The sequence below is a fragment of the Kribbella sandramycini genome (assembly GCF_013131805.1).
In the GTDB taxonomy this organism is placed as follows: Bacteria; Actinomycetota; Actinomycetes; order Propionibacteriales; family Kribbellaceae; genus Kribbella; species Kribbella sandramycini.
Genome location: NZ_JABJRC010000003.1, coordinates 393,021 through 416,969, shown reverse-complemented (window position 1 = coordinate 416,969; position 23,949 = coordinate 393,021). Strand labels below are relative to the sequence as shown.

At 69.7% G+C, this 23,949-nt stretch carries 25 protein-coding genes; 9 read left to right on the top strand and 16 right to left on the bottom strand.

The window, feature by feature from the left end; genetic code table 11:
* Window positions 1-25: 25 nt before the first annotated feature.
* Genes HPO96_RS15435 through HPO96_RS15410 form a run of 6 tightly spaced genes read left to right on the top strand, consistent with a single transcriptional unit; the run spans window position 26 to window position 6,725 of the window.
* Complete coding sequence (locus HPO96_RS15435) at window positions 26-1,129, top strand: sugar ABC transporter substrate-binding protein (protein WP_171674133.1); 1,104 nt, start codon at window positions 26-28, stop codon at window positions 1,127-1,129.
* Window positions 1,126-2,214: a mandelate racemase/muconate lactonizing enzyme family protein gene (locus HPO96_RS15430; RefSeq protein ID WP_171674132.1), complete on the top strand. Its 1,089-nt coding sequence runs from the start codon at window positions 1,126-1,128 to the stop codon at window positions 2,212-2,214. Before HPO96_RS15435 ends, HPO96_RS15430 begins: the two co-directional genes overlap by 4 nt.
* On the top strand, window positions 2,211-3,338 hold the full coding sequence (locus HPO96_RS15425; RefSeq protein ID WP_171674131.1) for an ABC transporter permease: 1,128 nt from the start codon (window positions 2,211-2,213) through the stop codon (window positions 3,336-3,338). The genes HPO96_RS15430 and HPO96_RS15425 overlap by 4 nt, the downstream gene beginning before the upstream one ends.
* Window positions 3,335-4,330 (top strand): ABC transporter permease, encoded by a 996-nt coding sequence (locus tag HPO96_RS15420; protein WP_171674130.1) that lies wholly within the window; start codon window positions 3,335-3,337, stop codon window positions 4,328-4,330. Before HPO96_RS15425 ends, HPO96_RS15420 begins: the two co-directional genes overlap by 4 nt.
* Window positions 4,327-5,844 (top strand): sugar ABC transporter ATP-binding protein, encoded by a 1,518-nt coding sequence (locus tag HPO96_RS15415; RefSeq protein WP_171674129.1) that lies wholly within the window; start codon window positions 4,327-4,329, stop codon window positions 5,842-5,844. The genes HPO96_RS15420 and HPO96_RS15415 overlap by 4 nt, the downstream gene beginning before the upstream one ends.
* Window positions 5,841-6,725, top strand: a complete 885-nt coding sequence (locus HPO96_RS15410; RefSeq protein ID WP_171674128.1) for an amidohydrolase family protein — start codon at window positions 5,841-5,843, stop codon at window positions 6,723-6,725. Before HPO96_RS15415 ends, HPO96_RS15410 begins: the two co-directional genes overlap by 4 nt.
* On the opposite strand, the gene HPO96_RS15405 is transcribed toward HPO96_RS15410, so the two are convergent.
* From HPO96_RS15405 to HPO96_RS15395, 3 genes are read right to left on the bottom strand one after another with little or no spacing between them, the layout of a single operon-like run.
* Entirely contained in the window at window positions 6,668-7,681 is a 1,014-nt protein-coding gene (locus tag HPO96_RS15405) for a cobalamin B12-binding domain-containing protein (RefSeq protein WP_337796647.1), read from the bottom strand. The two genes, HPO96_RS15410 and HPO96_RS15405, sit on opposite strands and share 58 nt — an antisense overlap.
* Window positions 7,678-8,973, bottom strand: a complete 1,296-nt coding sequence (locus HPO96_RS15400; RefSeq protein ID WP_337796646.1) for a PP2C family protein-serine/threonine phosphatase — start codon at window positions 8,971-8,973, stop codon at window positions 7,678-7,680. Before HPO96_RS15400 ends, HPO96_RS15405 begins: the two co-directional genes overlap by 4 nt.
* A complete protein-coding gene (locus HPO96_RS15395; protein WP_171674127.1) occupies window positions 8,970-9,383 on the bottom strand; it encodes an STAS domain-containing protein in 414 nt (137 codons plus the stop codon). The genes HPO96_RS15400 and HPO96_RS15395 overlap by 4 nt, the downstream gene beginning before the upstream one ends.
* Before the next feature lie 231 nt (window positions 9,384-9,614).
* On the opposite strand from HPO96_RS15395, the gene HPO96_RS15390 reads away from it, so the two are divergent.
* Window positions 9,615-10,274 carry a GAF and ANTAR domain-containing protein gene (locus tag HPO96_RS15390; protein WP_238355136.1) on the top strand — a complete coding sequence of 220 codons (660 nt, stop codon included), beginning with the start codon at window positions 9,615-9,617 and terminating at the stop codon, window positions 10,272-10,274.
* A gap of 70 nt (window positions 10,275-10,344) precedes the next feature.
* Window positions 10,345-10,998 carry an ANTAR domain-containing protein gene (locus tag HPO96_RS15385; protein ID WP_171674125.1) on the top strand — a complete coding sequence of 218 codons (654 nt, stop codon included), beginning with the start codon at window positions 10,345-10,347 and terminating at the stop codon, window positions 10,996-10,998.
* Here HPO96_RS15385 and HPO96_RS15380 read toward each other — a convergent pair.
* The 8 genes from HPO96_RS15380 to HPO96_RS15345 all read right to left on the bottom strand — a co-directional run bounded on the left by HPO96_RS15380 (window position 10,991) and on the right by HPO96_RS15345 (window position 18,395).
* Window positions 10,991-11,824: an alpha/beta hydrolase family protein gene (locus tag HPO96_RS15380; RefSeq protein WP_171674124.1), complete on the bottom strand. Its 834-nt coding sequence runs from the start codon at window positions 11,822-11,824 to the stop codon at window positions 10,991-10,993. The genes HPO96_RS15385 and HPO96_RS15380 overlap by 8 nt on opposite strands.
* 38 nt (window positions 11,825-11,862) lie before the next feature.
* Entirely contained in the window at window positions 11,863-12,933 is a 1,071-nt protein-coding gene (locus HPO96_RS15375; protein WP_171674123.1) for a DNA polymerase IV, read from the bottom strand.
* A gap of 53 nt (window positions 12,934-12,986) precedes the next feature.
* Entirely contained in the window at window positions 12,987-13,772 is a 786-nt protein-coding gene (locus HPO96_RS15370) for an ABC transporter permease (protein WP_171674122.1), read from the bottom strand.
* A complete protein-coding gene (locus tag HPO96_RS15365; protein ID WP_171674121.1) occupies window positions 13,769-14,581 on the bottom strand; it encodes an ABC-2 family transporter protein in 813 nt (270 codons plus the stop codon). The genes HPO96_RS15370 and HPO96_RS15365 overlap by 4 nt, the downstream gene beginning before the upstream one ends.
* Window positions 14,578-15,564 (bottom strand): ATP-binding cassette domain-containing protein, encoded by a 987-nt coding sequence (locus tag HPO96_RS15360; RefSeq protein ID WP_171674120.1) that lies wholly within the window; start codon window positions 15,562-15,564, stop codon window positions 14,578-14,580. The genes HPO96_RS15365 and HPO96_RS15360 overlap by 4 nt, the downstream gene beginning before the upstream one ends.
* A 74-nt stretch (window positions 15,565-15,638) precedes the next feature.
* Window positions 15,639-16,103: a GNAT family N-acetyltransferase gene (locus HPO96_RS15355; RefSeq protein ID WP_171674119.1), complete on the bottom strand. Its 465-nt coding sequence runs from the start codon at window positions 16,101-16,103 to the stop codon at window positions 15,639-15,641.
* 22 nt (window positions 16,104-16,125) lie between these two features.
* Window positions 16,126-16,473: a TFIIB-type zinc ribbon-containing protein gene (locus HPO96_RS15350; protein WP_171674118.1), complete on the bottom strand. Its 348-nt coding sequence runs from the start codon at window positions 16,471-16,473 to the stop codon at window positions 16,126-16,128.
* 14 nt (window positions 16,474-16,487) lie between these two features.
* Window positions 16,488-18,395: a penicillin-binding transpeptidase domain-containing protein gene (locus HPO96_RS15345; protein ID WP_171674117.1), complete on the bottom strand. Its 1,908-nt coding sequence runs from the start codon at window positions 18,393-18,395 to the stop codon at window positions 16,488-16,490.
* A gap of 130 nt (window positions 18,396-18,525) precedes the next feature.
* Between HPO96_RS15345 and HPO96_RS15340 the strand changes: the two genes are divergently transcribed.
* The gene (locus HPO96_RS15340; RefSeq protein WP_171674116.1) at window positions 18,526-18,855 is read left to right on the top strand and encodes an L-rhamnose mutarotase; all 330 of its coding nucleotides are present in this window, start codon (window positions 18,526-18,528) and stop codon (window positions 18,853-18,855) included.
* On the opposite strand, the gene HPO96_RS15335 is transcribed toward HPO96_RS15340, so the two are convergent.
* The 5 genes from HPO96_RS15335 to HPO96_RS15315 all read right to left on the bottom strand — a co-directional run bounded on the left by HPO96_RS15335 (window position 18,852) and on the right by HPO96_RS15315 (window position 23,917).
* Window positions 18,852-19,550, bottom strand: coding sequence for a pirin family protein (locus HPO96_RS15335; RefSeq protein WP_202885972.1), 699 nt, complete (start codon window positions 19,548-19,550; stop codon window positions 18,852-18,854). The two genes, HPO96_RS15340 and HPO96_RS15335, sit on opposite strands and share 4 nt — an antisense overlap.
* 4 nt (window positions 19,551-19,554) lie before the next feature.
* Complete coding sequence (locus HPO96_RS15330) at window positions 19,555-20,064, bottom strand: DinB family protein (RefSeq protein WP_171674115.1); 510 nt, start codon at window positions 20,062-20,064, stop codon at window positions 19,555-19,557.
* Window positions 20,065-20,168: 104 nt separating this feature from the next.
* Window positions 20,169-21,566 carry a S1C family serine protease gene (locus HPO96_RS15325; protein ID WP_171674114.1) on the bottom strand — a complete coding sequence of 466 codons (1,398 nt, stop codon included), beginning with the start codon at window positions 21,564-21,566 and terminating at the stop codon, window positions 20,169-20,171.
* 96 nt (window positions 21,567-21,662) lie between these two features.
* Window positions 21,663-23,228 carry a sensor histidine kinase gene (locus HPO96_RS15320; protein WP_337796645.1) on the bottom strand — a complete coding sequence of 522 codons (1,566 nt, stop codon included), beginning with the start codon at window positions 23,226-23,228 and terminating at the stop codon, window positions 21,663-21,665.
* Entirely contained in the window at window positions 23,225-23,917 is a 693-nt protein-coding gene (locus tag HPO96_RS15315) for a response regulator transcription factor (protein WP_171674113.1), read from the bottom strand. The genes HPO96_RS15320 and HPO96_RS15315 overlap by 4 nt, the downstream gene beginning before the upstream one ends.
* Window positions 23,918-23,949: the final 32 nt, after the last annotated feature.

The following is a 23,949-nucleotide window of genomic DNA, read 5'->3' as shown; positions in this document are numbered from 1 at the left end:
ATCCTATAGGATCTGGAGTCCGCTCATGACCCTCGCCCCCGCCGGCGCCGCTCTCCGTAGGACCGCCCTCTGCCTCGCCGCCGTTGCCCTGGTGGCCACCGGCTGCACCACGAAACCCGCCGATTCGACGTCCGACGGCGGCCCGAAGGACGACGCGTCCACCGGATCCAGCTCGGGGCCGGTCACGCTGAAAGACGGCTCCCAGGTCAAGCTGGCGCTGATCCCGGGCGGCGCACACCCCTACTTCCAGCCGTGGAAGGCCACCGCGGAGGTCGACAAGGCCGACTTCAAACTCGGTGACGTCACGTTCAACGAGACCGGTGAATGGGACCAGGGCAAGCAGAACAACGTCATCAACTCGCTGGCCGCGCAGGGCTACAACGCGTTCGGCATCTTCGGCGTGTCGCCGACCGATATCAACTCCACCTTCGAGGACCTGAAGGCCAAGGGCTTCGCGGTCGGCTCACTGGCGTCCTGCCCGGCCGGTGACACGAACTCGGCCGATTTCTGTCTGTCCACGGATGTCGAGGCGGCGGCGTACAAGGCGGCCAAGGCGACGATCGAGGCGATCGGCGGCGAAGGCGCGATCGTGCACCTGACCGGGAACAACGTCGACTCCAACACCCAGCGCCGGATCGCCGGTGTGAAGAAGGCCGTCGCCGAGACGAACGGCAAGGTCACCGAACTGCCGGTGATCACCGATATCGACAAGGACCTCTCGACCGCGCAGAAGGCCGTCGCCGACCTGCTCGCGTCCAAGGGCAAGGACATCAAGGGCATCGTCACGACCGCGTACAACCCCGCGGTGGCCGCGGCCGACGGTGTTGCCTCGAGCAAGCTTCCGATCAAGGTGGTCGCGATCGACGACGACGCGAAGATCCTGTCCGGGATCAAGTCCGGCGGCGTCGCCGCGACCGTCACGCAGAACCCGGTCGGTCAGGCGTACGTCGGCGGTTGGCTGCTCGCGTTGCTGCAGTCGAAGCAGTGCACGATGAAGACCCCGGGCGTCGTGGTCGACTCCGGCTCGTTCGTGGTCACCAAGGACAACGTGGACACGTACGACGACGAGCGCAAGGCGAAGACCAAGGAGCTCGAGACCGAGTTCGCCAAGCAGCTGAGCTGCCAGTGAGCGCAATCACGCGGGCGGAGGCGTACCTGGTCGACCTGGAGGTCGAAACGGTCCGTACGGACGCCGTGCAGTCGTTCCTCAAGCAGGAGACCATCTTCGTCGCGCTGGAGACGGCTGACGGGCTCACCGGGCTGGGCTACTCGTACACGATCGGCACCGGTGGCACCGCCGTACTGGCGTTGCTGCGGGACAACCTGTTGCCCAGGCTGCTCGGAGTGGACGCTCGGAACGTCGAGGCCGCGTGGTCGGACCTCTTCTGGTCGACCCACGCCACCACAGTCGGTGCGATCACCTCGCTCGCGCTGGCCGCAGTGGACACCGCTCTGTGGGATCTGCGGTGTCTGCGGGCCGGTGAGCCGTTGTGGCGGCTTGCTGGTGGTCACCGGCGCGAGGTGCCGCTGTACGACACTGAAGGCGGTTGGCTGCATCTGACCACCGACGAGCTCGTTGCGGGCGCACTGGCCTCCCAGAAGGCTGGCTGGCCCGGAGTGAAGCTCAAGGTCGGCAAACCGCGCGTCCACGAGGATGTGGACCGGCTGCGCGCCGTACGGGACGCCGTCGGTCCGTCGCTCGACATCATGGTCGACGCCAACCAGTCGATGACGTACGCCGAGGCGAAGCGCCGGGCGGCCGCCTTCGAGGCGGTCGACCTGTCCTGGTTCGAAGAGCCGCTGCCCGCGGACGACGTGACCGGGCATGTGCGGTTGGCAGAGTCCACCTCGATCCCGATCGCGGTGGGTGAGTCGCTGTACTCGGTGTCGCAGTTCCGCGAGTACGTCGCGGCCGGCGGCGCAGGGATTGTGCAGGTGGACGTCGCGCGGGTCGGTGGCATCACTCCGTGGCTCAAGGTCGCGCATTTGGCCGAGTCGTTCAATCTGGAGGTCTGTCCGCACTTCCTGATGGAGCTGCATGTCAGCCTGACCGCTGCGGTGCCGAACGGGCGGTACGTCGAGCACATCCCCCAGCTGCGCGCCATCACCCGTTCTGAGATGGAGATCGCCGACGGTCATGCAGTAGCGCCGGATACGCCGGGGCTGGGCATCGACTGGGATCCGGACGCCATCGACGATCGGCGGGTCTCATGAGCGCGCCGGTCTCGTCGACGGCGACCGAGGCGCTGCGCGAGGACACACCGGTCGAGAAGCCGCCCAGGGGTACGCCGTGGTGGGCGAACCAGCGCGTCGGGCTGTTGCTCCTGGTGGTGCTGCTGTCGGCGCTGTTCGGCGTACTGCGGCCGGCGTTCTTCAACCAGCAGCTCGTGGTGTTCCCGCTGCTGCGGGATATCGCGATGTTCACCGTGGTCGGGCTCGCGCAGCTGTGTGTGCTGTCGATCGGCCACATGAACCTCGCCGTCGGCCGGATGGCGGCGTTCTCGATGATGATCACCGGCATCTCCTACGACCTGTGGCATTTCACCCTGTACTCCGGCCTCCTGGTGGGGCTGGTGGCCGGGACGGCGATCGGCGCGCTGGCCGGCTGGGTGATCGCCCGGACCGGCGTCAACTCGTTCGTCGTGACGCTGGCGCTGGACTTCTTGCTACTCGGGATGATCCCGCTCGTCTACACGTCACTGACGGAGAACGCGGCCTTCGTGACGAAACCACCGGGGATGCGCGAGCTGCGGAACTTCTCGCTCGCCGATGTCTGTATCGGCAACGTGTGCGGCTCACCCGCCGTCCCGCAGCTGGCGATCTTCGCGGTCATCGCGATGGCCGTCGTCGGCTGGATCTACGCCCGCACCCGGCTCGGCCGTGAACTCCTGATGACCGGCTCGTCCGTCCGCGCCGCCGAGCTCTCCGGGATCCCCACCGCGCGCCGCGTCATCATCGCCCACGCCATGTCCGGCTGCCTGGCCGCCCTGGCCGGCTTCATGCTCGCCGTCTCCACCGGCTCCATCAAAGCCACCATCGGCGAAGAGTTCATGCTCCCCTCCTTCCTCGGCCCCATCCTTGGCGGCACCCTGCTGGCCGGCGGCTTCGTCTCCATCTGGGGCACCCTCCTCGGCACCGCCCTGACCACCGTCATCCGCAAAGGCCTGGACCTGCTGGGCGTCGGCCTCGAAAGCCTCAACATCTACCTGGGCCTCATCCTCCTGGCGGCTCTCTCCACCGACCGCATCCGAACCCTCCTCTCCGACCGCCAAGCCGTTGCCTCCTCCTCTCCACCTCCGCCGCCGAAGGCGGCGGGTTCTCAGGAGGGGGAGCGATGAAGCGGTTTGTTCGGTCTACCGAGATGACGTTGCTGGTGATCGGGCTCGTGTTCTTCGTGGGGCTGGTGATTGCTTCCGGGGGTGACCTGCTGGCGGCGAACTCGATTCGGGTGCTGCTGCAGTTCCTGGCGGTGCCGGTGCTGATCGGGCTGGCGCAGATGGTGGTGCTCGCGGTGGGTCAGCTGAACCTCGCGGTGGGCGCGATCGGCGGGTTCGCGGCGGCCGCGATGGGCGTGTTGATGGCCGACCACGGCGTCCCGGTGCCGCTCGCGTTGCTGATCGGCTTCCTGCTGGCCGGCGCGGCCGGGCTGTTGAACGGGGTTCTCGTGGTGCTGACCCGGATCAACGGGTTCATCGTCACGCTGGCCACGATGACGATCCTGCTCGGCGTCCAGTACCGCCTGGTCGGCACGCGCACGGTCGACGCCTACCCGCAAGGTCTGAAGACGTTCGGCTCCGCCGCGCTGTTCGGCGTCGTCCCCTGGATCTTCGTGGTCGCGCTGATCGTCGCCGCCCTGCTCGCGCTGCTGCTGAAACGGACCGTCCCCGGCCGTCAGCTGCTCGCCTCCGGCGGCAACCCGATCGCGGCCCGGCTGTCCGGGATCTCCAACGACCGCTCGGTGATCGTCGCGCATGCGCTGTCCGGCGCGATCCTCGGCGTCGCCGCGATCCTGACGGTAGCGTCGTCCCCCGGGGTGAACAAGAGCATCGGCGGCGACTGGCTGCTGCCCTCGTTCGCGGCGCCGATCATCGGCGGCGCGTTGCTCACCGGCGGTTCGGCGGTCGTCCTCGGCACCGTGCTGGCCGCGTTCATCGTCCGGTTCGTCGACACCGCGCGGGCCGAGTTCTCCCTCGAGCCCTCCTGGGTGAACTTCGTGGTCGGCGCGGTCGTGCTCGGCTCCGTCGTCCTCGGCCAGGTGCGGGCCCGTCGTCAGGAGCGCCGCGCCGTGGTGAAAGCACCCGACGCGGCTGTGGCCGGAGGTGTGTCATGACGTTGTTCGAGGCATCCGAGATCGTCAAGGTGTTCCCCGGCGTCCGTGCGCTCGACGGCGTCACGCTCACGCTGGAGGCCGGCTCCGTGCACGCGCTGCTCGGCGAGAACGGCGCCGGCAAGTCGACGCTGATCAAGGTGATCACCGGCCTCTACCGGCCCGACGGCGGTCGCCTGCTGATGGACGGGCGGGAGATGTCGTTCGGCTCGCCCCACGAGTCGGCCGCGGCCGGCATCGGCGTCGTCCACCAGGAGCGGAACCTGATCCCCGGCTTCACGGTCGGGGAGAACATCCTGCTCCAGAAGCTGCCGACCTCCCGCGGCCTGGTCGACCGGGCCGCGATCCGCTCCGAGGCGGCCCGCTGGCTGGCCGAGCTCGAGCTCGACATCGATCCGGACCAACCGGTCACCGAGCTGTCCGTCGCCCAGGCCCAGCTGGTCGAGATCGCGAAGGCGCTGTCGGTCGAGAGTCGTGTGCTGCTGCTCGATGAGCCGACGGCGTCCATCACCCCGAACGAAGCGGCGCTGCTGTTCCGCGTCGTCGAGAAACTGAAGGACGACGGCCGCGCGATCCTGTTCGTCAGTCACAAGCTGGAGGAGGTCTTCCAGATCTGTGACACCGTGACCGTGCTGCGGGACGGCGCCTCCGTGCTGTCCGGCGGCGCCCTCGCCGACCTGACCCGGGACGAGGTCGTCGACCTGATGGTCGGCCGGGTCCATGAGGCGCTCAGCCTGCCCGAGCGCGCGGTCGACACCGCGGTCCCCCCGATCCTGGAGCTGCGCGGTGTCGGGACGGCGTCCGGTCACGCGGACGTCGATCTCAGCGTCCGGCCGGGCGAGATCGTCGGGCTCTACGGGCTCGTCGGCGCCGGCCGCAGCGAGCTCGCGAAGGCGCTGCTCGGGCTCGACCGGATCACCGCCGGTGAGGTGCGGGTGCGCGGCGAGGCGGTCAAGATCCGCACCGTCCGCGATGCCCTGCGCAATCACAAGATCGGTTACGTCACCGAGAACCGCAAGGAGGAGGGCGTCTTCCTCGAGCAGCCGATCACCCGCAACATCGCCGTCACCATCTGGGACCGGCTGCGCAAGGTCCTGGGGTACGTGCCCGCCAAGGTGGAGACGGCGATGGTGACGTCGTACGTCGAACAGCTGGGCATCCGGATCGCTTCGCCGTCCCAACTGGCCGGCACGCTCTCCGGCGGTAATCAGCAGAAGATCTCGCTGGCCAAGTGGCTCGCCGCCCAGACCGAGATCCTGATCATCGACGAGCCGACGGTCGGGATCGACGTCCGCACCAAGGACGCCTTCCACACTTTGATCTGGGATCTTGCCGCCAACGGGCTGGCGATCCTGCTGATCACCTCCGACCTGCCGGAGATGATCACGCTGGCCGACCGCGTCGTGGTGATGCGCGACCACCGGATCCGCGGCGAGTTGCCGAACAACCACGACTACGACCAGATGAGCCAGCAGGTCATCCGCCTCATCCACGCCGAAGGGACCACAGCGGCATGAGCAGAGTCGACGCGCACCACCACGTCTGGGATCTGAGCGTTCGCGACCAGACCTGGATGGTCGGCGACGAGTTCGCCCCGATCCGGCGGAGCTTCGGGATCGACGACCTGGCGCCAATCGCGGCCGCGGCCGAGGTCACCGCGACCGTGCTCGTCCAGACGGTCGGCGTCCTCGCCGAGACCCGCGAGTTCCTCGAAGTTGCCGCAAGCAACGATCTGGTCGCCGGTGTGGTCGGCTGGGTCGATCTGACCGCGCCCGATGTCGCCGACGTCCTGGCCGAGCTGCAGGCCCGGCCGGACGGCGGCTACCTGAAGGCCATCCGCCACCAGGTCCACGACGAGCCCGACGTCGATTGGCTGCTGCGTCCCGACGTCCAGCGCGGCCTTGCCGCCGTCGCCGATGCCGGCCTCGGCTATGACCTCCTGACCAAGACTCCGCACCTGCCCGCCGCGATCCAGGCGGTCAAGGCGCTCCCCCAACTCACCTTCGTCGTCGACCACATCTCCAAACCGGTCGTCGGCGGCCCGCTCGACCCGTGGGCGACCCAGCTCCGCGAGCTCGCGGCCCTGCCCAACACGACCTGCAAACTCTCCGGCCTGGTCACCGAGGCCGATTGGTCGAGCTGGACCGTCGCCGACCTCAAGCCGTACGCCGACACCGTCCTCGAAGCCTTCACGCCGGAGCGAGTGATGTTCGGCTCCGACTGGCCCGTCTGCCTGCTCGCCGCTCCCTACGCCGGCGTCGTCGAAGCCGCCGAGGCCCTGACCGCCCACCTGACCCCGGCCGAGCGCTCAGCCGTCTTCGCGACCACCGCGACCGAGACCTACAACCTCTCCGCCGACGGCCACGAGTCGTCGAGCAGCGTCGCGGCCAGCGGATAGTCGCGGATCGCCCCGGCGACCTCCTGGTGCAGGGTCGCCACGAGCGCGACCGGGGCGTCGCGGTGTTCGAGCAGGGCGCGGATCCACCAGGCCGTCTCGGTGATCGCGCGCGGATCGGCCGTGAGCAAGGCCGCCCAGAGCGCGTGCAGGATCAGCTCGACGGCATCCTTCGCCAGCGCCGGATCGAGCTCGGGCGACCCCGCCCGGTCGGGCCGCGGCCAGCGGCTGGTCAGAGTCGCCACCAGCTCGCCGTGATTGAGCTCCAGCGCGGCCTGTTCTTCGACCGGCCCGTCGGCCAACGGCTGAGCGGGCTGGACGACGGCCGGCAACTCGCGCATCGCGGTGATCGCGCCGGTCGCATCGGCGGCCCAGCCGGTGGCGCCGAGGGTACGGGCGCGCAGATCGTCCGAGCCGAACGCCGGTCCGCCGACGAGGATCGGGATGCCGGCCGCGGTGGACGCCTCGACGAAGCGGCGCGCCGTCGGAATCGAGCCGAGCATCGAGCAGCTGACGGCAAGCGCGTCCGGGCCGAGATCCTGCAGGTACTGATTGAGCCGGAGCGCCGGCGTGGACGCGCCGAGCAGCGTGGTGTCCCAGCCGTCCGAGCGCAGCGCGCAGTCGATGATCATCGCCGGGAGGGCGTGCCACTCCCGCTCGGCGCAGGCGACGACGACCCGGCCGCGAGTGACCGGCCCCCGGCGTACCTCCCGGGTGATGGTCTCGGTGGCCGCGGTCGCGACGGCGGTCGCGGCGTGCTCCTCGGCCACCGACCACTCGCCGCGCTGCCAGCGGTCGCCGACGGCACGCTGCGCGGCGCCGATCACCTCGGTCAGCAGCGCGATCGGGTCCGCTCCGGACGCGAGCGCCTCGTCCACCACGGCGAGCGCGGAGGTGACGTCGATCTCGGCCACCGCATGCTCGAAACGGGTCAGCGTCGGTGTCAGATCGGCGATCACCCGGTGCAGCCCAGCGCGAGGACGGCGATGTCGTCGTGGGCGCGGCCGTCCAAATGCTCCAGCACGTCCTGCTCGATCGCTGCGCAGGTGACATCCGCGCCGGCGCCGGCGTACCGGCCAAGCAGTTCGAGCAGGCGTTCCTGACCGTAGAAGCCGCTCTCACCGCGCGCTTCCTCGATGCCGTCCGTGAACAGGACGATCTGGTCGCCGGGAGCGAGCCGAACGGTGGTCACCGGATACTCCGCCACCGGCACGACTCCGAGTACGGCGCCGTCACACGCGACCTCCTCGACGTCGCCGCCCGCCCGCGCGACCAGCGGCGGCGCGTGGCCCGCGACGGCGACATCGACGAGCAACCCGCCATCGGGCTGTGGACGGACGCGCAGGCAGATCATCGTGACGAAGCGGTGCGAGATGTCGTCGGTGAACACGGCGTTGAGCGCAGCCAGCAAGGCTCCGGGGTCGGTGACGAAGTGCGCCGCGGTCCGCAGGCTCTGACGTGCCCGGCCGGTCAGCACGGCCGCTTCGACGCCCTTGCCGGCCACATCACCGAGCGCGACCAGCCATTCACCGTCGCGCTGGAACAGGTCGTAGAAGTCGCCGCCGATATCGAGCTGCTCGAGTGCCGGCCGGTAACGCGCCCCGAGATCGAGACCCGGCACAGTCGGCAGCTCCGGCGGGAGGAGGCTGTTCTGCAGCGCGTTCGCGATCTGGCTGCGCTGCTCGTACAGCCGAGCCGAATCGAGCGCCAACGACGCGCGCGCCGCGATCTGCTCGGCCAGCTCAGTGTCTGCGGCCCCGAACCCGCGGCCCTGGCCGCGCACGGTGATCAGCGCGCCGACCACCGTGCCGCGAGCGGTCAGGCCGGTGCCGAGGACGTCGGCCGGTCGCAAGGCCGCCGCCTGATCGCGCAGCGCCTGGTGCGGGATGAGGCCGGTCAGCCCGTCGCCGAGGTCGTCGGACGAAACATGCAGCAGCTCGGACCGACCCGTGGCCAGCACCCGTTCGAGCGCCTGCCCGGCCAAGGCGCGGCGAGACACCTTCACCACCGAGGTGACGTCGACGCCGCCGTACAGCTGGACGCCGCCGGTCCGCGGATTGGTCAGTGCCACCACGGCCCAGTCCGCGAACTCGGGGCACAGCCGGTCCAGCAGTTGGAGGACCGAGCGGCGGACGTTCAGTGATCCCGCCATCGCCAGCCCGATCTCTTCGTGCAGTCCCGGCCGATCGTCGATCCGGCCGGCCTCGTCAACGGCGTACGCGCCGAGCTCGGCGGGCTCCAGCCCGGTCACGGGCCGGCCGCATCGAAGCCCGGTACGACGGATTCGGGCGGCGCGGCCTCGACCTGCAACGGCTGGCCGAGGGCGGCGACCGCGGCGGGCACGGACTCGTACACCGCGAACACCTTGTGCAGCTTGGTGATCTTGAAGATCTTCTGCAGCCGCGGCCCGGGCGCGGCCAGCAGCAGGGCGGCACCGTGCGCCGCGGCCTCCTTGTGGGCGCCGACGAGGACGCCGAGCCCGCTGGAATCCATGAAGTCGACGCCGGTGAGGTCCAGGATCACCGGCCGGACGCCGATCGCATCCTTGAGCGCGGCTGTCATCGCCGGGGCGTTCTCGAGATCGAGGTCGCCGATCACGGTGAGCAACAGATGGTCGGCCGCTTCGGCGGTCCGGATGGTCAGGTCGTCGTCGTCGATCATGACGGAACGGTCTCCTCACCGTCCGTGACCAGCAGGGTCGGGGACGGCTCGATCAAGGGCGCCACGACAGGGCGCGGCCGGTGAGCGGCTACCTTGCAGAACCGTTCGGCCGTGCTACACCTATCACCGTGTGGGGGACGGATCAACAACCGTGACCGACGGTTACCACTTCGTCCACTGATCGCGACCTGCCCAGGGGGGCTCATGAACACCCGAGAACTTGTTGACGCGATGGACCGTGTGACGGCCTCGCTGCAGGTGCCGATCTCGATCGACGACGCGCTCGCCGAGATCACCACTGCCGCTGTCCGGACGATGCCGGCGATCGACCACGCGAGTATCTCGATCACCGGCTCCGACGGGAAGATCCGCACGCTCGCCCCGACCGGGCCGCTGGCGCTGCAGATCGACGAACTGCAGTACTCGCTGGCCGAAGGGCCCTGTCTGGACGCCGTGACCGACGATCCGATCGTCCGCTCCGACGATCTGCGCGCCGACGGCCGCTGGCCGCGGTTCGGGCCGCGAGCGGCCGAGCTCGGGATCGGATCGCAGCTCGCCTTCCAGTTCCGTTCCGAGTCCCATGTCCGCGGCGCGGTGAACCTGTTCTCCGAAGGAGTCGGCGTGATCGGCCCCGACGACGTCCAGCTCGGCTACCTGTTCGCGAACTTCGCCGCCGCCGCGCTGGGCTGGAACCGCACCCATGAAACCCTCACGATCGGGCTCAGCTCGCGGCAGACGATCGGTCAGGCGATCGGCATCCTGATGGAGCGCTACCGGCTCGATCAGCGCCGTGCCTTCGCCTTCCTGGTCCGGACATCGCAGACCGGCAACATCAAGCTGTACGACGTCGCGGCGGGGATCGTGGCCGACTCGGAGTCCCGGGCCGAGTAGGCTGGTCGCGGCCTCCTGCAGTGCGGGGTCACGGCGTGAGCCTGCCCACATGCCCTGACTGGAGAGCCTGTTGACCGCTACCCCCGCGCCCGGTCGCCACGACGAAGCGGCGTACTTCGCCGATCTCGCGCTCCGGCTGCACCGCGTCCAGCAACTCGAGGAGCTGCTGGACACCATCGCCGACGCCGCAGCCGAGGCATTCGACGGCGCGTTACCCGCGGTGGCGACCGTCGGCTCCCAGCAGCAGCTGGGTGCGATCGTCGGCGCGGCGGCCGACCTCGTCCGCGCTGAAGCCGCCGTCCCGGATGGCCCGTGGTGGGACGCGGTCCAAGGCCGAACCATCGTCGAGGGCAGCGCGCTGCCGACCTTGCCTGCAGGCGTCACCACGGTCGTCCACGCCCCGGTGTTCCCGGGGGCCGGTCGTCCGCACGGCGTCCTCTCGCTCTACCTCACCGCCGAAACGCCCAGCCGCGACCGGTTGCCGAACTTCTGCACGTACGCCGGGATCGCGCTCGAAGGGCTCTGGTACCAAAGCCGCCTCCGCCGCTCGATGAACTCGCATACCACCGTGGGCTCCGGGATCGGCATCCTCATGGAGCGCTACAACCTCGATCGCGTCGCCGCTTACGACGTCATGGCCCAAACCGCGATCGAACACGGCGTCCGGCTCCGCGACGTGGTCAGCCACCTTCGCGAGGACCCCGATCGGGCAGATGTCAGCTGAGTAGGCGGGTGGCCTCGGCCCGGCAGGTGTGCCAGGCCTCGTCGCGAGGGTCGATCAGCTCGAAGTGGCCGACGTGCGCGAGCTCCTTCAGGGTCACGGGGTCGCCGACCTTGCGGGCGGCGGCCAGGTAGCTCTGGCTCTGGCTGAGGGGGACGGCGGCGTCGCGGGTGCCGTGGACGAGTGCGATCGGGACCTTGAGCGGCAACCGTTCGATCGGGGAGGCGAGGGCGTACCGGTCGGGGTCCGAGTCGGGCGTGCCGCCGAGGAGCTCCTGGACGGCGCTGCCGCCGACCTGCTCGCGGTGCGCGGCGGCGAGGTCGAGGACGCCGGCCTGGGAGACCGCGCCGCGGAGCTGGACGCGCGGCGCGGCGCCGGGAGCCGCGGGCGGCAGCGCGGATCGACCGGCTGCCCACACGGCGAGGTGACCACCGGCTGAGTGGCCGATGGCAACGACTTTGCCGAGCTCGACCCGGGGCTGATCGGCGAGCGCGTCGATGGCGGCCGCGACGTCCTCGAACGTTGCGGGCCACCCGCCGCCGTTGCCGACCCGGCGATACTCGATGGCGTAGCCGGCGATCCCGTTCCGGGCGAGATCCGCGGCCAGCGGCGTCGCCAGACTCATCCCGTAGGCGCTCTGCCAAAAACCACCGTGGATGACGACGGCCACCGGGACGGTCGCCGTACCGGGTGGGAGATGCAGCTCGGCGATCTGCGACTCGTCGTCGCCGTACCGGACCTGGACCACGCCGTCGGACGCCGCGGGCTCACTCGAGCAACCGCCCAAGCTCAGGCTGGCAGCGGCCGCGAGGAGCGTACGTCGAGACATCACACCGGCTCTTCGGAGCCGACCCCGCTCCGGATGGCTCACGGCGCGAACTCGACCCGCACACCCAGCAGCCGGACCGGACGCCGCACCTCGAACTTCTCCAGCAGGGCGAGCGCCGTCGCGGCGATCACCTCCGGATCCTGGGTGATCGCGGGCAGTTTGCGGCTCTTGATCGGGGTGTAGAAACTCGTGAACCGGACCTTGACCCACACGCGCTGGATGCTTCGACCCTCCGCGACGACGTCACGCGTCACCTCGACGGCGATCCGGCGCAGCTCGGCGGCGATCTCGGCCGGCTCGGCCAGGTCGCGCTCGAAGGTCTCCTCGCGGCTGCGGGAGACCGGCTCGCGGGGGACGTCGGTGATCTCGGTGTCGCCGAGGCCGCGCCCGAGCGCGGCGTACCAGGCGCCCATCTTCGGGCCGAACCGCTCGCGGAGCATCTCGACGTCGGCGGCGGCCAGCTCGGCGACCGTGGTCAGGCCGAGCTCGTTGAGATTGCGCTCCATCCGGCTGCCGATGCCCCACAGCTCGCGGACCGGGCGGTGGTCCATCACCGCGCGCCAGTTGGCCGCGGTCAGCCGGTAGACGCCCGGCGCCGCCGCGTCGGCCCCCTCGAACGGCGCCGCATGCGACCGCGGCTGTTTCGCGAACGTCGTCGCCAGCTTCGCGCGGGTCTTGTTGTCACCGATCCCGATCGAGCAGGTCAGCCCGGTCTTCGCCACGACGGCGGCGCGCATCGCCGCGGCGAGCGCCTCCGGGTCGTCGGTCTCGGCGCCGACGAAACACTCGTCCCACCCCCAGACCTCGACCACCACCGGGAACTCGCGCAGCGTGTCCATCACCTCGGCCGACGCCGCCTCGTACGCCGCCGGATCGGACGGCAGGAACACGGCGTCCGGACACTTCTTGACCGCGGCCCGCAACGGCATCCCCGAATGGACGCCGAACGCACGCGCCTCGTACGACGCCGTCGCCACCACCTGCCGCGGCTTCGCCGGATCACCCGACCCACCCACCACCACCGGCGACCCGCGCAACTCCGGCCGCCGGCGGATCTCCACGGCCGCGATGAACTGGTCCATGTCCACATGCAGGACCCACCAGCTCATCGCACCCTCCCATCAGTCCCTCCAACAAAACCACACCCCACGGACAAAACGGGCTAGCTGGAGGCGCTGGCGTAGGTGCGGAGGCCTCGGGACCAGAGGAGGCGGGTGAGGAGGAGGGCCAGGAGGGTGAGGGTGGCGGCCAGGGCCACGTAGCGCCAGGAGAGGTCGCCGGTGAGGGCTTGGACGGGGTAGGTGGTGGCGAAGGCCACGGGGAAGGCGAAGGTGAGGAAGGTGCGGACGGCGGTGGGGAAGAACGCGAGCGGGTAGCGGCCGGCTTCGGCGAGGCTGGTGTAGACGATGCCGATCGGGCCGACGGATTGGAGCCAGAAGGCCAGGTAGGCCAGGGCCGACCAGACGGCGGTGAGGAGAACCAGTCCACAGCCGGCGAGCAGGACGGCCTGCACGATCTGACCGGCGTCCGCGCGAACATCCGCCTGCAGCAGACCGATCACCAGGACGGCGACCCCGCTCGCCACGTTGGTCAGCTCGGCGACGTTGATCCAGCGGAAGGTCAGGTAGAACTGGCTCGACACCGGCCGCAGCAGCACCGCGTCGAGCTCACCCTCGGTGAGGTAGCTCGTCATCCGGTTCAGGTTCGGCGCGACGAACGCCGCCATCAGCCCGGTGACGATCTGGTACACCCCGACCAGCGCGATCACCTCCGCCCGCGACCACCCATGCAGCTCCGAGGTGAACCCGAACAGCAGCAACGTCGGCACGATCCCCAACCCCAGCTGCACCAGCCCGACACCCAGCGTGGTCAGGAAATGCGCCCGGTAGTGCGTCTCCCGGACGACGGCCTGTGCGAAGAACCGCCGCCACAGCCGCAAGTACCTCATGCGCCCACCGCCGAGTACGCCCGCAACCCAGCCGCCCAGACCACCCGCGCCAGCACCCCCGCGAGGACGACGTACCCGAGCTGCAGCCCGAACCCCAGCAACAGCTCGGCCCCCGACAACCGCCCGGCCACGATCTCCACCGGGAACGACACCGTGAACCGGAACGGCTGAAACTCCACGAACCCCCGCGACCACGACGGCATCAGCGCCAGCGGGACGACGGCCCCCGACAACACACTCGCAATGATCACCCGCGCCTGCACCAGCGCACTCACATCGTCCAGCCAGAACGCGAGCGCCGCGATCAGGATGTCGATCGTGAACACCAGCACCGCCCCGAGTAGCACGGCGACCGCGAACAGCGCCCAGCGCCCGAACCCCGCCGGGACGACCATCGACTCCCGGAAGAGCCACCAGACGATCCCGATCATCGGCACCAGCGCGATCAGCTTCAGGAGCTTCTCCGACAGGTTGTTCGCGACGAACCCGAGCAGCAGCGACGCCGGCCGGACCATCCAGCTCGACAGCGTCCCGAGCCGGATGTCACTGGCGATGAACCCCGCCGCCCAGGACGACGTCGCCATCGTCACGAACCCGAGCAGCACGAAGTACGTCGTCACGTACCGCTCGTCGACCGGCAGCCGGGCGCCATGCGCGAGCGCCGTCCGCCAGATCAGCAACGACGTGACCGGGACGAAGATGTTCGCCAGCATGAAGATCACCCAGGAGCCGCGGTAGATCGACTGCTGGGCGATCTCGGCCGCGGTCATCCGGCGCAGCACCCGCAGATTGCGGGTCAGCGTGTTCACGACGGCTCCCCGCGGCGCTCGAACAGATCCCGCATGATGTCCTCGACATCGGCGTCCGCCACATCGAGATCCACCAGCGGCCCGAGCCGCGTCAACGCCCCCAGGACATCACCCGCCCGATCGCGATCCACCTCGAGCCGAACCGTCAGCCCGTCGACCTCGACCCCGCTGACCCCCTCGACCCCAGCCAGTACGCCGTCGCCCAGCGGCGCGGCGTACGTCGCCCGGACCAGCTTGCGTGGGCGCGCCGTCCGGACCAGCTCGTCCAGGGCGCCGTCGAACTGCAGCCGCCCGTGGTCGATGATCATCACCCGCGAGCAGAGCGCCTCGATGTCGTCCATGTCGTGGCTGGTGATCAGGATCGTCGTCCCGCGCAGCTTGTTCACCTCGGCGAGGAAGCTCCGGACCCGCGCCTTCGCGACCACGTCGAGCCCGATCGTCGGCTCGTCCAGGAACAGGATCTCCGGGCCGTGCACGAGCGCGGCCATCAGCTCCAGCTTCATCCGCTCGCCGAGCGACGTCTTCCGGACCTGGACGTCGAGCAGCTCCCGGACGTCGAGCAGCTCAGCCAGCTCATCGACGTTCCGCTCGAACTCGGCCGTCGACAGCCCGTACATCTCCTTGTGCAGCAGGAGACTCTCCATCGCCGGCACGTCCCACCAGAGCATCGACTTCTGGCCCATCACCAGGGCGATCCGGCGCAGGTAGTCGTGTTTACGCTCCGACGGCCGGTGCCCGAGCACCGCCAGCTCGCCGGACGTCGGGTACAGCAGCCCCGACAGCATCTTCAGCGTCGTCGTCTTACCGGCGCCGTTCGGCCCGAGCAGGCCGACAACCTCACCGCGGCCGATCTCGAACCCGATCCGATCCACCGCGAGCCGGGTCTCGTAGTTACGCCGAACCAGGCTTCGCAAAGCGCCGCCGAGACCGGCGCGTTGCTGATGGAACGTGTAGGTCTTGGTCAGCTCACGCGCGGCGATCACTGTCGGATATCAACCGTACTCATTCTGCATTCCCCGACCGTAAACGCGGCCGGAAAGCACTGTCCAGCGAGTTTCTAGAGCTCCCTGCGCATCTGCTGGGAGACGACGGTGTAGCCGAGTGAGGTGTACAGGTTGAGCGCGGCGGCATTGTCGGCGAAGACGTTCAGATCGAGCCGGTGGTAGCCGAGCCGGCGACACTCGTCCGCAGTGGCGAGCATGATCGCGCGCCCGTAGCCCCTGCCGCGCTGATCGGCGAGCACTTCGAGGTTGTAGATGTACGGGATCGGGCCCGCGGTGCCGATCCAGACGCTGCCGACCATGACGTCACCGGCCCAAGCGGTGTAGATCAGCTGGTGCGGGCTGTGGAGGCCGTTCGGCACGAGTTTCGCGATCGACTCCCGGGCGTACCGCAACGCACTCGCCGGCTCCAGATCGCGGGCGGGACCGACCCCGGCCGCGAACGATTCGACGGCCCGCTCGAACAACTCCGGGAACTCGCCCTCGGTCGTCGGGCGAAGGGCCACCAGTGGCGTACTCACACCGGTGACCCTAGACCCGCGATCAGTCGAACAGCTCCTCGAGGAAGGATTTCTTCTTCTTTTTATGATGGTACTGACCGGAGCCGGAGTAGCCGCTCCGCTCGTCGTAGCGCCGGTCGTCGTCGTACCGCTTCTTCTCCTCGTACCGGCGGCGGTCATCGTCGTCGTAGCGCTTCTTGTCCTCGTAGCGCTGCTCCTCGCGCCGCGGCTGCTGCGGCGCGTTGTAGCGCAGCTCGGCGTCCACCAGGTGCTCGAGCTCACCGCGGTCGAGGAAGATCCCGCGGCACTCGGTGCATTGGTCGATACTCACGCCGCTGCGCTCGTAGGTACGCATCGCGCCCCGGCATTTCGGGCAAATCAGGGTCTCCATCGCGCAACCCTAAGTCACTTGAACTTGGACAGGAAGTTCTTCAGGATCGGCCCGGCCGCCTTACCGCCGGACTCGCCGCCCTCGACGATCACCGCGAACGCGACATCACCGCGGTAGCCGACCATCCAGCCGTTGGTGACGACCTTGCCGTCCTTGACGACCTCCGCCGTACCGGTCTTGGCGCCGACCGTGCCGCTCTGCGCGAGCAGCTTCGCGGTGCCGCCGGTGACCGTCGTCCGCATGAACGTCCGCAGCGCCGCGGCGGTTGCCGCAGGCAACGGAGCGGCCGCGGTGCCGGCGGCGTCCTTACCGGGGACCAGGACCGGCTTCATCGCGGTGCCGTGGTCGATCGTGGCGCCGACCAGCGCGATCGCCAGCGGGCTGGCGGTGACGGTGCCCTGGCCGATCATCGAGGCGGCCTCCTCGACGTCGTCCTTGGGCGCCGGGACCTCGCCGCCGTACGCCGGGATCGACAGGTTCAGCTCGCGGCCGATCCCGAACATCGCCGCGGTCTTGGTCATCCCGTCCTTGGGCAGCCGCCCGTGCTGGGAGATGAACGCGGTGTTGCAGGACTGGTTGAACGCCTTCTGCATCGGGCCCGCGCCGTACGCCGCCAGTGCGTCGTAGTTCTTGAAGGTCTTACCGAAGACGTTGATGGTGTCCGTGCACGGGACCGAGCTGTTCGTGGTCAGGCCGCTGCCGAGCAGCGCGGCCGAGGTAACGGTCTTGAACGTCGAGCCGGGCGCGTAGTGGCCCTGGAAGGCGCGGTTGTAGCTGGTCACGTCCGGCCCGTTGGCGACCGCGAGGATCTGCCCGGTGGAGGCCTGGACGGCGACCAGCGACGCCGGCAGCTGCTGGGTGGCCAGCGCGGCCTCGGCAGCCTGCTGCATCTTGGTGTCCAGCGTCGTCTTCACCGGCTTCCCGGGGGTGCCCTTCTGGGTGAAGACCTCCTTGATCGTCAGCTTGGTCTTGCCGTCGCGCAGCGAGACGATGCCGCCCGGCGTGCCGGCCAGCTGCTGCTGGAACGCGTACTGCAGCCCGTTGACGCCGACCTGGTCCTGCGCGGAGGCGGTCGGGCCGGCGTTCTTCAGGGTGTCCTCGTTGGCCTGCTTCATGGTGCCGAGGACCGAGCGCGCGAACGTCGGGGTCGCCGCGAGGGACGCCGTCCCGCCCATGGTCAGGACACCGGGCAGCTTGCCCATCGTCGGCCGCAGCTTGGCCCACTGCTCGGCGCGGATGGTGATCGCGTCCACGAACTGACCGGCCGGCGCGGCCTTGGCCCGCTTGGCCAGCTTTGCGCCGTCGACGTCCAGGTTCTTGGTGAAGGCGGCGTACGTCGCCGCGGTGGCGGCCGTGCCGGAGGCGACGCCGACGATCACGATCGGTTTGTTCGAGGTCAGCGCGACGCCGTGCCGGTCCTGGATCGAGGCGCGGGCGGGCAGGTTCCGGGTGCGCTTGAGGTAGTTCGCCTCGCCGAGCCCCGGATAGATGGTGTCGCCGGCGGCCTTCACCTTCCAGGCGTCGGCGACCTTGACGGCGGTTGCCGTACTGGTCCACTTCATCGCGCCGATCCCGCGCAGCTCGGCCTCGACGGCCAGCTCCTGCGTGCAGGTGGCGTCGTCGGAGCAGTTCACCTCGCCCTGCGGGGTGACCTTGACCGAACTGGCCACCAGCGCCGAGTCGACGTCGTCGAGCCGCTTGCCGAACGCGGTCGGGTTGTCGGTGAGCGCGGCGGCCTCGGTGGGTTTGCCGTCCGGCGCCCAGGCCTTCACCCAGGCGTCCGCGAACTGCTTCACCACCTGGGCGGATGCCTGCTTCTCGTTGTCCGGGTCGGCCTTCCCGCCGTCGCCCGACTTGCTGTCGGAACAACCAGCGGTGATCAGCAGACTACTTACACAGACGACAGCAGCGGTTCGCTTCACGGTTCCAACTCTCGCACGACGATTGGCAAACACACGGGCGAAACTACTCAACCCACCCAAGTACGACGCCCGGACCGGGGTGGAAAGTTGTCACACCTTTTGCAGTCAAGACCGCGTATCCTGCACGATTGTGACCCGCTTAGCCCTGCACAGCCGCCTGATCCCCGGCACCGAAGAGGCGTACGAGCTCGAGCACGCCCGCGTCTGGCCGGAGCTCATCACCGTGATGCGCGCCGCCGGTATCACCGACTGGTCGATCTGGCGCAGCGGTCGCGACCTGTTCCACCTGGTCGAGTGCGCCGACTTCGAGGCCGCCGTCGCGCAGCTCCGCGACAACCCGACCGACCAGCGCTGGCAGCAGCACATGAGCCAGTTCGTCGAGGGCTTCGCGCAGAACCCCGAGGGCGTCGCCGGCCAGTCCCTCCGGCACGTCTGGACGATGAGCGAGCAGCGCGACTAGTACATCTCCCACACCAGCACTTCGGCGCCCGCCGCCCCCGCGGTCAGCCGGCGGTTTCCCGAGTCGGTGAGTCGGACGGCGTCCGCCGTACTCAGCTCGCCGAGGCCCTCCACGCTCGCTGAGCCGGCAGCCAGGAAAACGTGCAGGTACGGCGCCGCCGGCAGCTCGACCGACTGGGCATTTGCGAGCCGGGCGACGGACATCCCCGCGGCCGCCTGGTGCAGCCGAATCGCCGTCGTACTCGCGTGTTTCGACAGCCCGGACGCGACCGGCACCAGCTCACCGGTCGTCAGATCGAGTTCCGCCTGCTGGTACGACGGCGGCAGGTCGAGCCGATCCGGCCGGACCCACATCTGCACGTAGTGCACCGGCTCGTCCGCGTCGTTCCACTCCGAATGCCGGATCCCCGATCCGGCGCTCATCCGCTGCGCGAGCCCAGGATGCACCAGCCCGCTGTTGCCCTCCGAGTCGCGATGCGCGAGCGCCCCGCGCAGCACCCAGGTGACGATCTCCAGATCCTGATGCGGATGCGTTCCGAACCCGGTGCCCGGAGCAACTGTCTCGTCGTTGTGCGCGACCAGCACCCCGAACCCGAGGTTCGCCGGGTCGTAATGCGGCCCGAACGAGAACGAATGCCGCGACTCCAGCCACTCCTCGGATGTCACGAACCGCTCGCCCGCCCGCCGGATCTCCATACCTCTAGTAATACCCTCGCTGCCCGTCGAGCAGCTCGCGCATCGTGTCCAGCTGCCCGACGTGCCGCGCCGTCTCCTCGACCATGTGGATCAGCACCCACCGCAGCGACGGCTTGAAGTCCTCCTGCTGCCCCAGCTCGTCGAGCCCGTGCGCCGCGGTGATCTCGTTCGACCGCGCCCACTGCGCGTCGTACTCGGCCAGCAGTTGCGCCAGCGGCACGCCCTCGACCATCCACTCGGCGTCGTCCGGCAGATCCTGGCGGAACTGCGGATTCGAGTCCTTCGGCTCACCCGAGAAGATCACGTTGAACCAGCAGTGCTCGGTCCATTTCAGGTGCGCCACCAGCCCGGCCGGCGTCATCAGCGGCGAATCCGGGAACACGCCCCGGTGCTCGTCATCCGGCTTCAGGCCGTCGAGCTTGTGCCGCACCAGCTTCCGCTGCAGATCCAGCCACCCGACCAGCTGCGTCCGTTCGTCCGCCGCGTGCGGCGGTCGTTCCGCGTAGAAATCCATCCGGCGAACCTAGCCGGTGCCGTTCGCCGTCGCACCGGCATAAAAGGGGGCTCCGGCCGCTCGGTGGGCGGCCGGAGCCCTGATCTGGGCGGATCGGTCAGTGGTCAGCCGGTGGGGTTGCCGTTGTCGGAGCCGAGGGTGGCGGTCACGGTCTGGGATTTGCCGGCCCGGATGTAGGTCACCTTGACCTCGTCGCCCGGGCGGTGCGAGCGGACTGCGGCGACCAACGCGTCCCCTGACGCGATCACCTTGCCGTCCACAGCGGTCACCACATCGTCCGCTTGTAGACCAGCTTTGTCCGCTGCACCGCCCGGCGTGGCCTCGCCGAGGCGTGCTCCACTCGTGAGCCCGTCGGAAGACTGCGCGTCACCTACCGTCACCCCGAGCCGCGCATGTGTGGCCTTGCCCTTGGCCACCAGCTCGTCGATGATCGGTTTGGCCTGGTCGATCGGGATTGCGAAGCCCAGGCCGATGTTGCCGCCCTCGGATTGTCCCGATCCGCCGGCGGTTTTGATCGCGCTGTTGATTCCGACCACCTGGCCGGCGAGGTCGATCAGAGCGCCGCCCGAGTTCCCCGGGTTGATGGCGGCGTCCGTCTGGATTGCCGGAAAGACTGTCGTACTCCGGTCCTGCTCCTGGCCGCCCGAGGTGACCGGGCGGTCCAGCGCCGAGACGATGCCGCTCGTCACGGTCGACTGCAGGCCGAACGGCGAGCCGATCGCGACCACGCCCTGCCCGACGGCGAGTTTGCCGCTCGCGCCGAGCGTGGCCGGGGTCAGATCGGTGGCGTCGGCCTTGATCACGGCCAGGTCGGTCAGCGGGTCGGTGCCCTTGATCGTCGCGCGGACCGTGCGGCCGTCGTTCAGGATCACGGTGATCCGGGCGCCGGCGCCGCCGTTGCCCACGACGTGGTTGTTGGTGACGATCAGGCCGTCCTTGCTGATCACGATGCCCGAGCCGGTGCCCGCGCCCTGCTGGGTGCTGACGGCGATCTTGACGACGCTGGACAGCACCTTCGCCGCCGCCTGCTGGACCGAGCCGTCCGGCGCGGAGGCCGGTGCGGCCTGGTTACCGCTCAGCGGCGCGGTGACCGACGGGTTCGCGCTGGTGTCGTTCGTGGCCGAGTAGACCGCGGCCGCACCCACGCCGCCGGCCGCCCCGACCAGCAGTGCGGTAGCGGCCACGATCGCCAGGCCTGCCCGCTTCGGCTTCGACGGCGCGGAAGGCGCCGCCTGCGGTTGCGGACCGAACGGCCAGTTGGGCCCGGGTGACGCCCCCTGATGCGCACCCGGCTGCCCGAACTGCGGGTACGCACTCCCACCTGAGGGGTGCGGACCCGGCTGACCCAGCTGCGGTGACCCGCCCTGCGGAGCGAACTGCTGCTGCTGATGCTGCCCGTACATCGGCAGCTGCTGCGTACGCTCCGGCGGGTTCGCGCCGAAGGACGGCCCGCTGTTCGCGGGACCACCGGTCTGCGGCTGAGGCGGCTGGTTGTCGGTCATGAGAAGTACTTTGGCTGCCGGACCTGAGAACGCCCTGAAGATCGCTGCAGAGCTCCCGAAGAACTCCATGAAGATCCCCTGAAGGAATCTTCACAGCTATCTGGTCTGCGTCGCCGCGTGCGGGAGCCAGAGCGTGAACTGCGCCCCGGCGCCCGGCGCGTTCCGGGCGTAGATCATCCCGCCGTGCTGCTCGGCCGCGTGTTTCACGATCGCCAGCCCGAGCCCGGAGCCCGGCCGGCTGCGCGCCTCGCTGGAGCGGTAGAACCGCTCGAAGACATGCGGCAGATCCGCCTCCGCGATCCCGGGGCCCGAGTCGGTCACCTGAAGGACGCCGTCCTGCAGGTGCACCCGGACCCGGCCGGCCGGAGCGCCGTCGCTCCGCGTCGCGGCGTCCTCGGGGACGCTGTACTTCGCGGCGTTGTCGAGCAGATTCGTCACCGCGCGACCGAGCAGCCGCTCGTCGCCCCAGACCGGGAACGGCGCGAGTTTCACGTCCCACTCCAGGTTGGGCGCGCGCCGGCGGACCTTGATCAGCGCGTCCTCGACGACGTTCGACAGTTCGAGGAGCTCCGCGTTGCGGACCTGCGGGGTGTCCCGGGCCAGCTCGGTCAGGTCGCCGATCAGCGTGGTCAGCTCGTCCATCTGGGCGCGGACGTCGTCCAGTAGCTGCTGCCGGTCCTCGGGCCGGAGGCCGCCGCGTTTGTCCGCCTGGGCGAGCAGGTCGAGGTTCGTCCGGATACTCGTCAGCGGCGTCCGGAGCTCGTGGCCGGCGTCCCCGATCAGGCGGCGCTGCCGGTCCTGCGAGCGGGCCAGCGCGGCCAGCATCGCGTTGAACGACATCGCCAGCCGGGAGATCTCGTCCGACCCGCTGACCGGGATCGGCTTCAGCTCCGACGTGCGGGCGACGTGTTCGGCCGCGCCGGACAGCCGCTGCAGCGGCCGCAGCCCGGAGACGGCGATCGCGTTCCCCGCGATGGCCGCGCCGATCACGCCGAGCAGGCCGACCGCCCACAGCACGATGCCCATGTTGTGCAGCGTGCGGTCGATCGGCTTCAGCGACTGCGCCACCACCAGCGCGGACGGGATGTACTCGTCCGGGTAACACTCCCGGCTGACCTGCGGGCAGTACTGCGCGGGCACCGCGACGACCCGGTAGTGATCGCCTTCCATCGAGGCGCCGACCGTCCGGGTGCTGACGATGTCCTGCTGTTCGGCGACCGCCAGCTCCGGGCCTTCCATCGGCGGCAGCGTGCTCTTCTTGGCGCCGAGCTGCTGGCCGTCGGCCGTGTAGACCCCGAGCAGGATGTCGCTCAGACCCAGCGCCTCCGCCGAGACGGCCTGTAGCACCGCCTGGTCGGTCAGCTGCCGCTGCTGGGCGGCCTGCGTCGCGCGGTCCCGGAGGCTGTCGTCGAGGTTCTGGTACATCTGCTGGCGCACGGTCACGTACGCCGCGATGCTGACGAAGGCCACGGCGAGGCCGACCGCGACGGCGGCGAGCAGCGTCACCCGGGCGTGCAAGCTCAGGTGATGCAGTTTCTCCTGCCACCAGCTCGGCTGCGCGGGCGGCGCCGCGGGCTTGTTGCTGACGGCAACGGCGTCCGGCCGTGGCTGGGGTTGCGGGGCACGGCGGGCGTACGACGGGAAGTCCTCGGGATTGCTCACGGCGGGGTGTCCCGCAGCACGTAGCCGATCCCGCGGACGGTGTGGATGAGCCGCGGCAGGTCGTTGACCTCGGTCTTGCGGCGCAGGTAGCCGATGTAGACCTCGAGCGAGTTCGCGGTGGTCGGGAAGTCGTAACCCCAGACGGCGTCCAGGATGACGGCGCGCTCGAGGACGCGGCGCGGGTTGCGGATCAGCAGCTCGAGCAGCGAGAACTCGGTACGGGTGAGCTGGATCGGCACGTCGCCGCGGTGCACCTCGTGGGCGTCGACATCGACGACGAGATCGGCGTACTGCAGGACCTCGCCGCGCGGGCCGCCCTCGCCGGGGGTGGTGCTGCGCCGGAGCAGGGCGCGCAGGCGTGCGAGCAGCTCCTCCAGCGCGAACGGCTTGGTCAGGTAGTCGTCACCGCCGGCATCCAGCCCGTCGACCCGGTCGGCGACCGCGTCCCGCGCGGTGAGCACCAGGATCGGAACGTTGTTCCCCGCGGCGCGCAGGGCCTTGGTGGTCTCCAGGCCGTCGAGGCGCGGCATCATCACGTCCATCACGACGACGTCGGGGTCGACGTTGCCGATCACGGCGAGCGCCTCGGCGCCGTCGGACGCCGTCACCACCTCGAAGTCGTTGAACTCCAGCGAACGGCGCAGCGAGTCCCGGACGGCGCGATCGTCGTCCACCACCAGTACGCGCATCTCGCTCCCCGCTCCACTGGGCGGTCCACCGC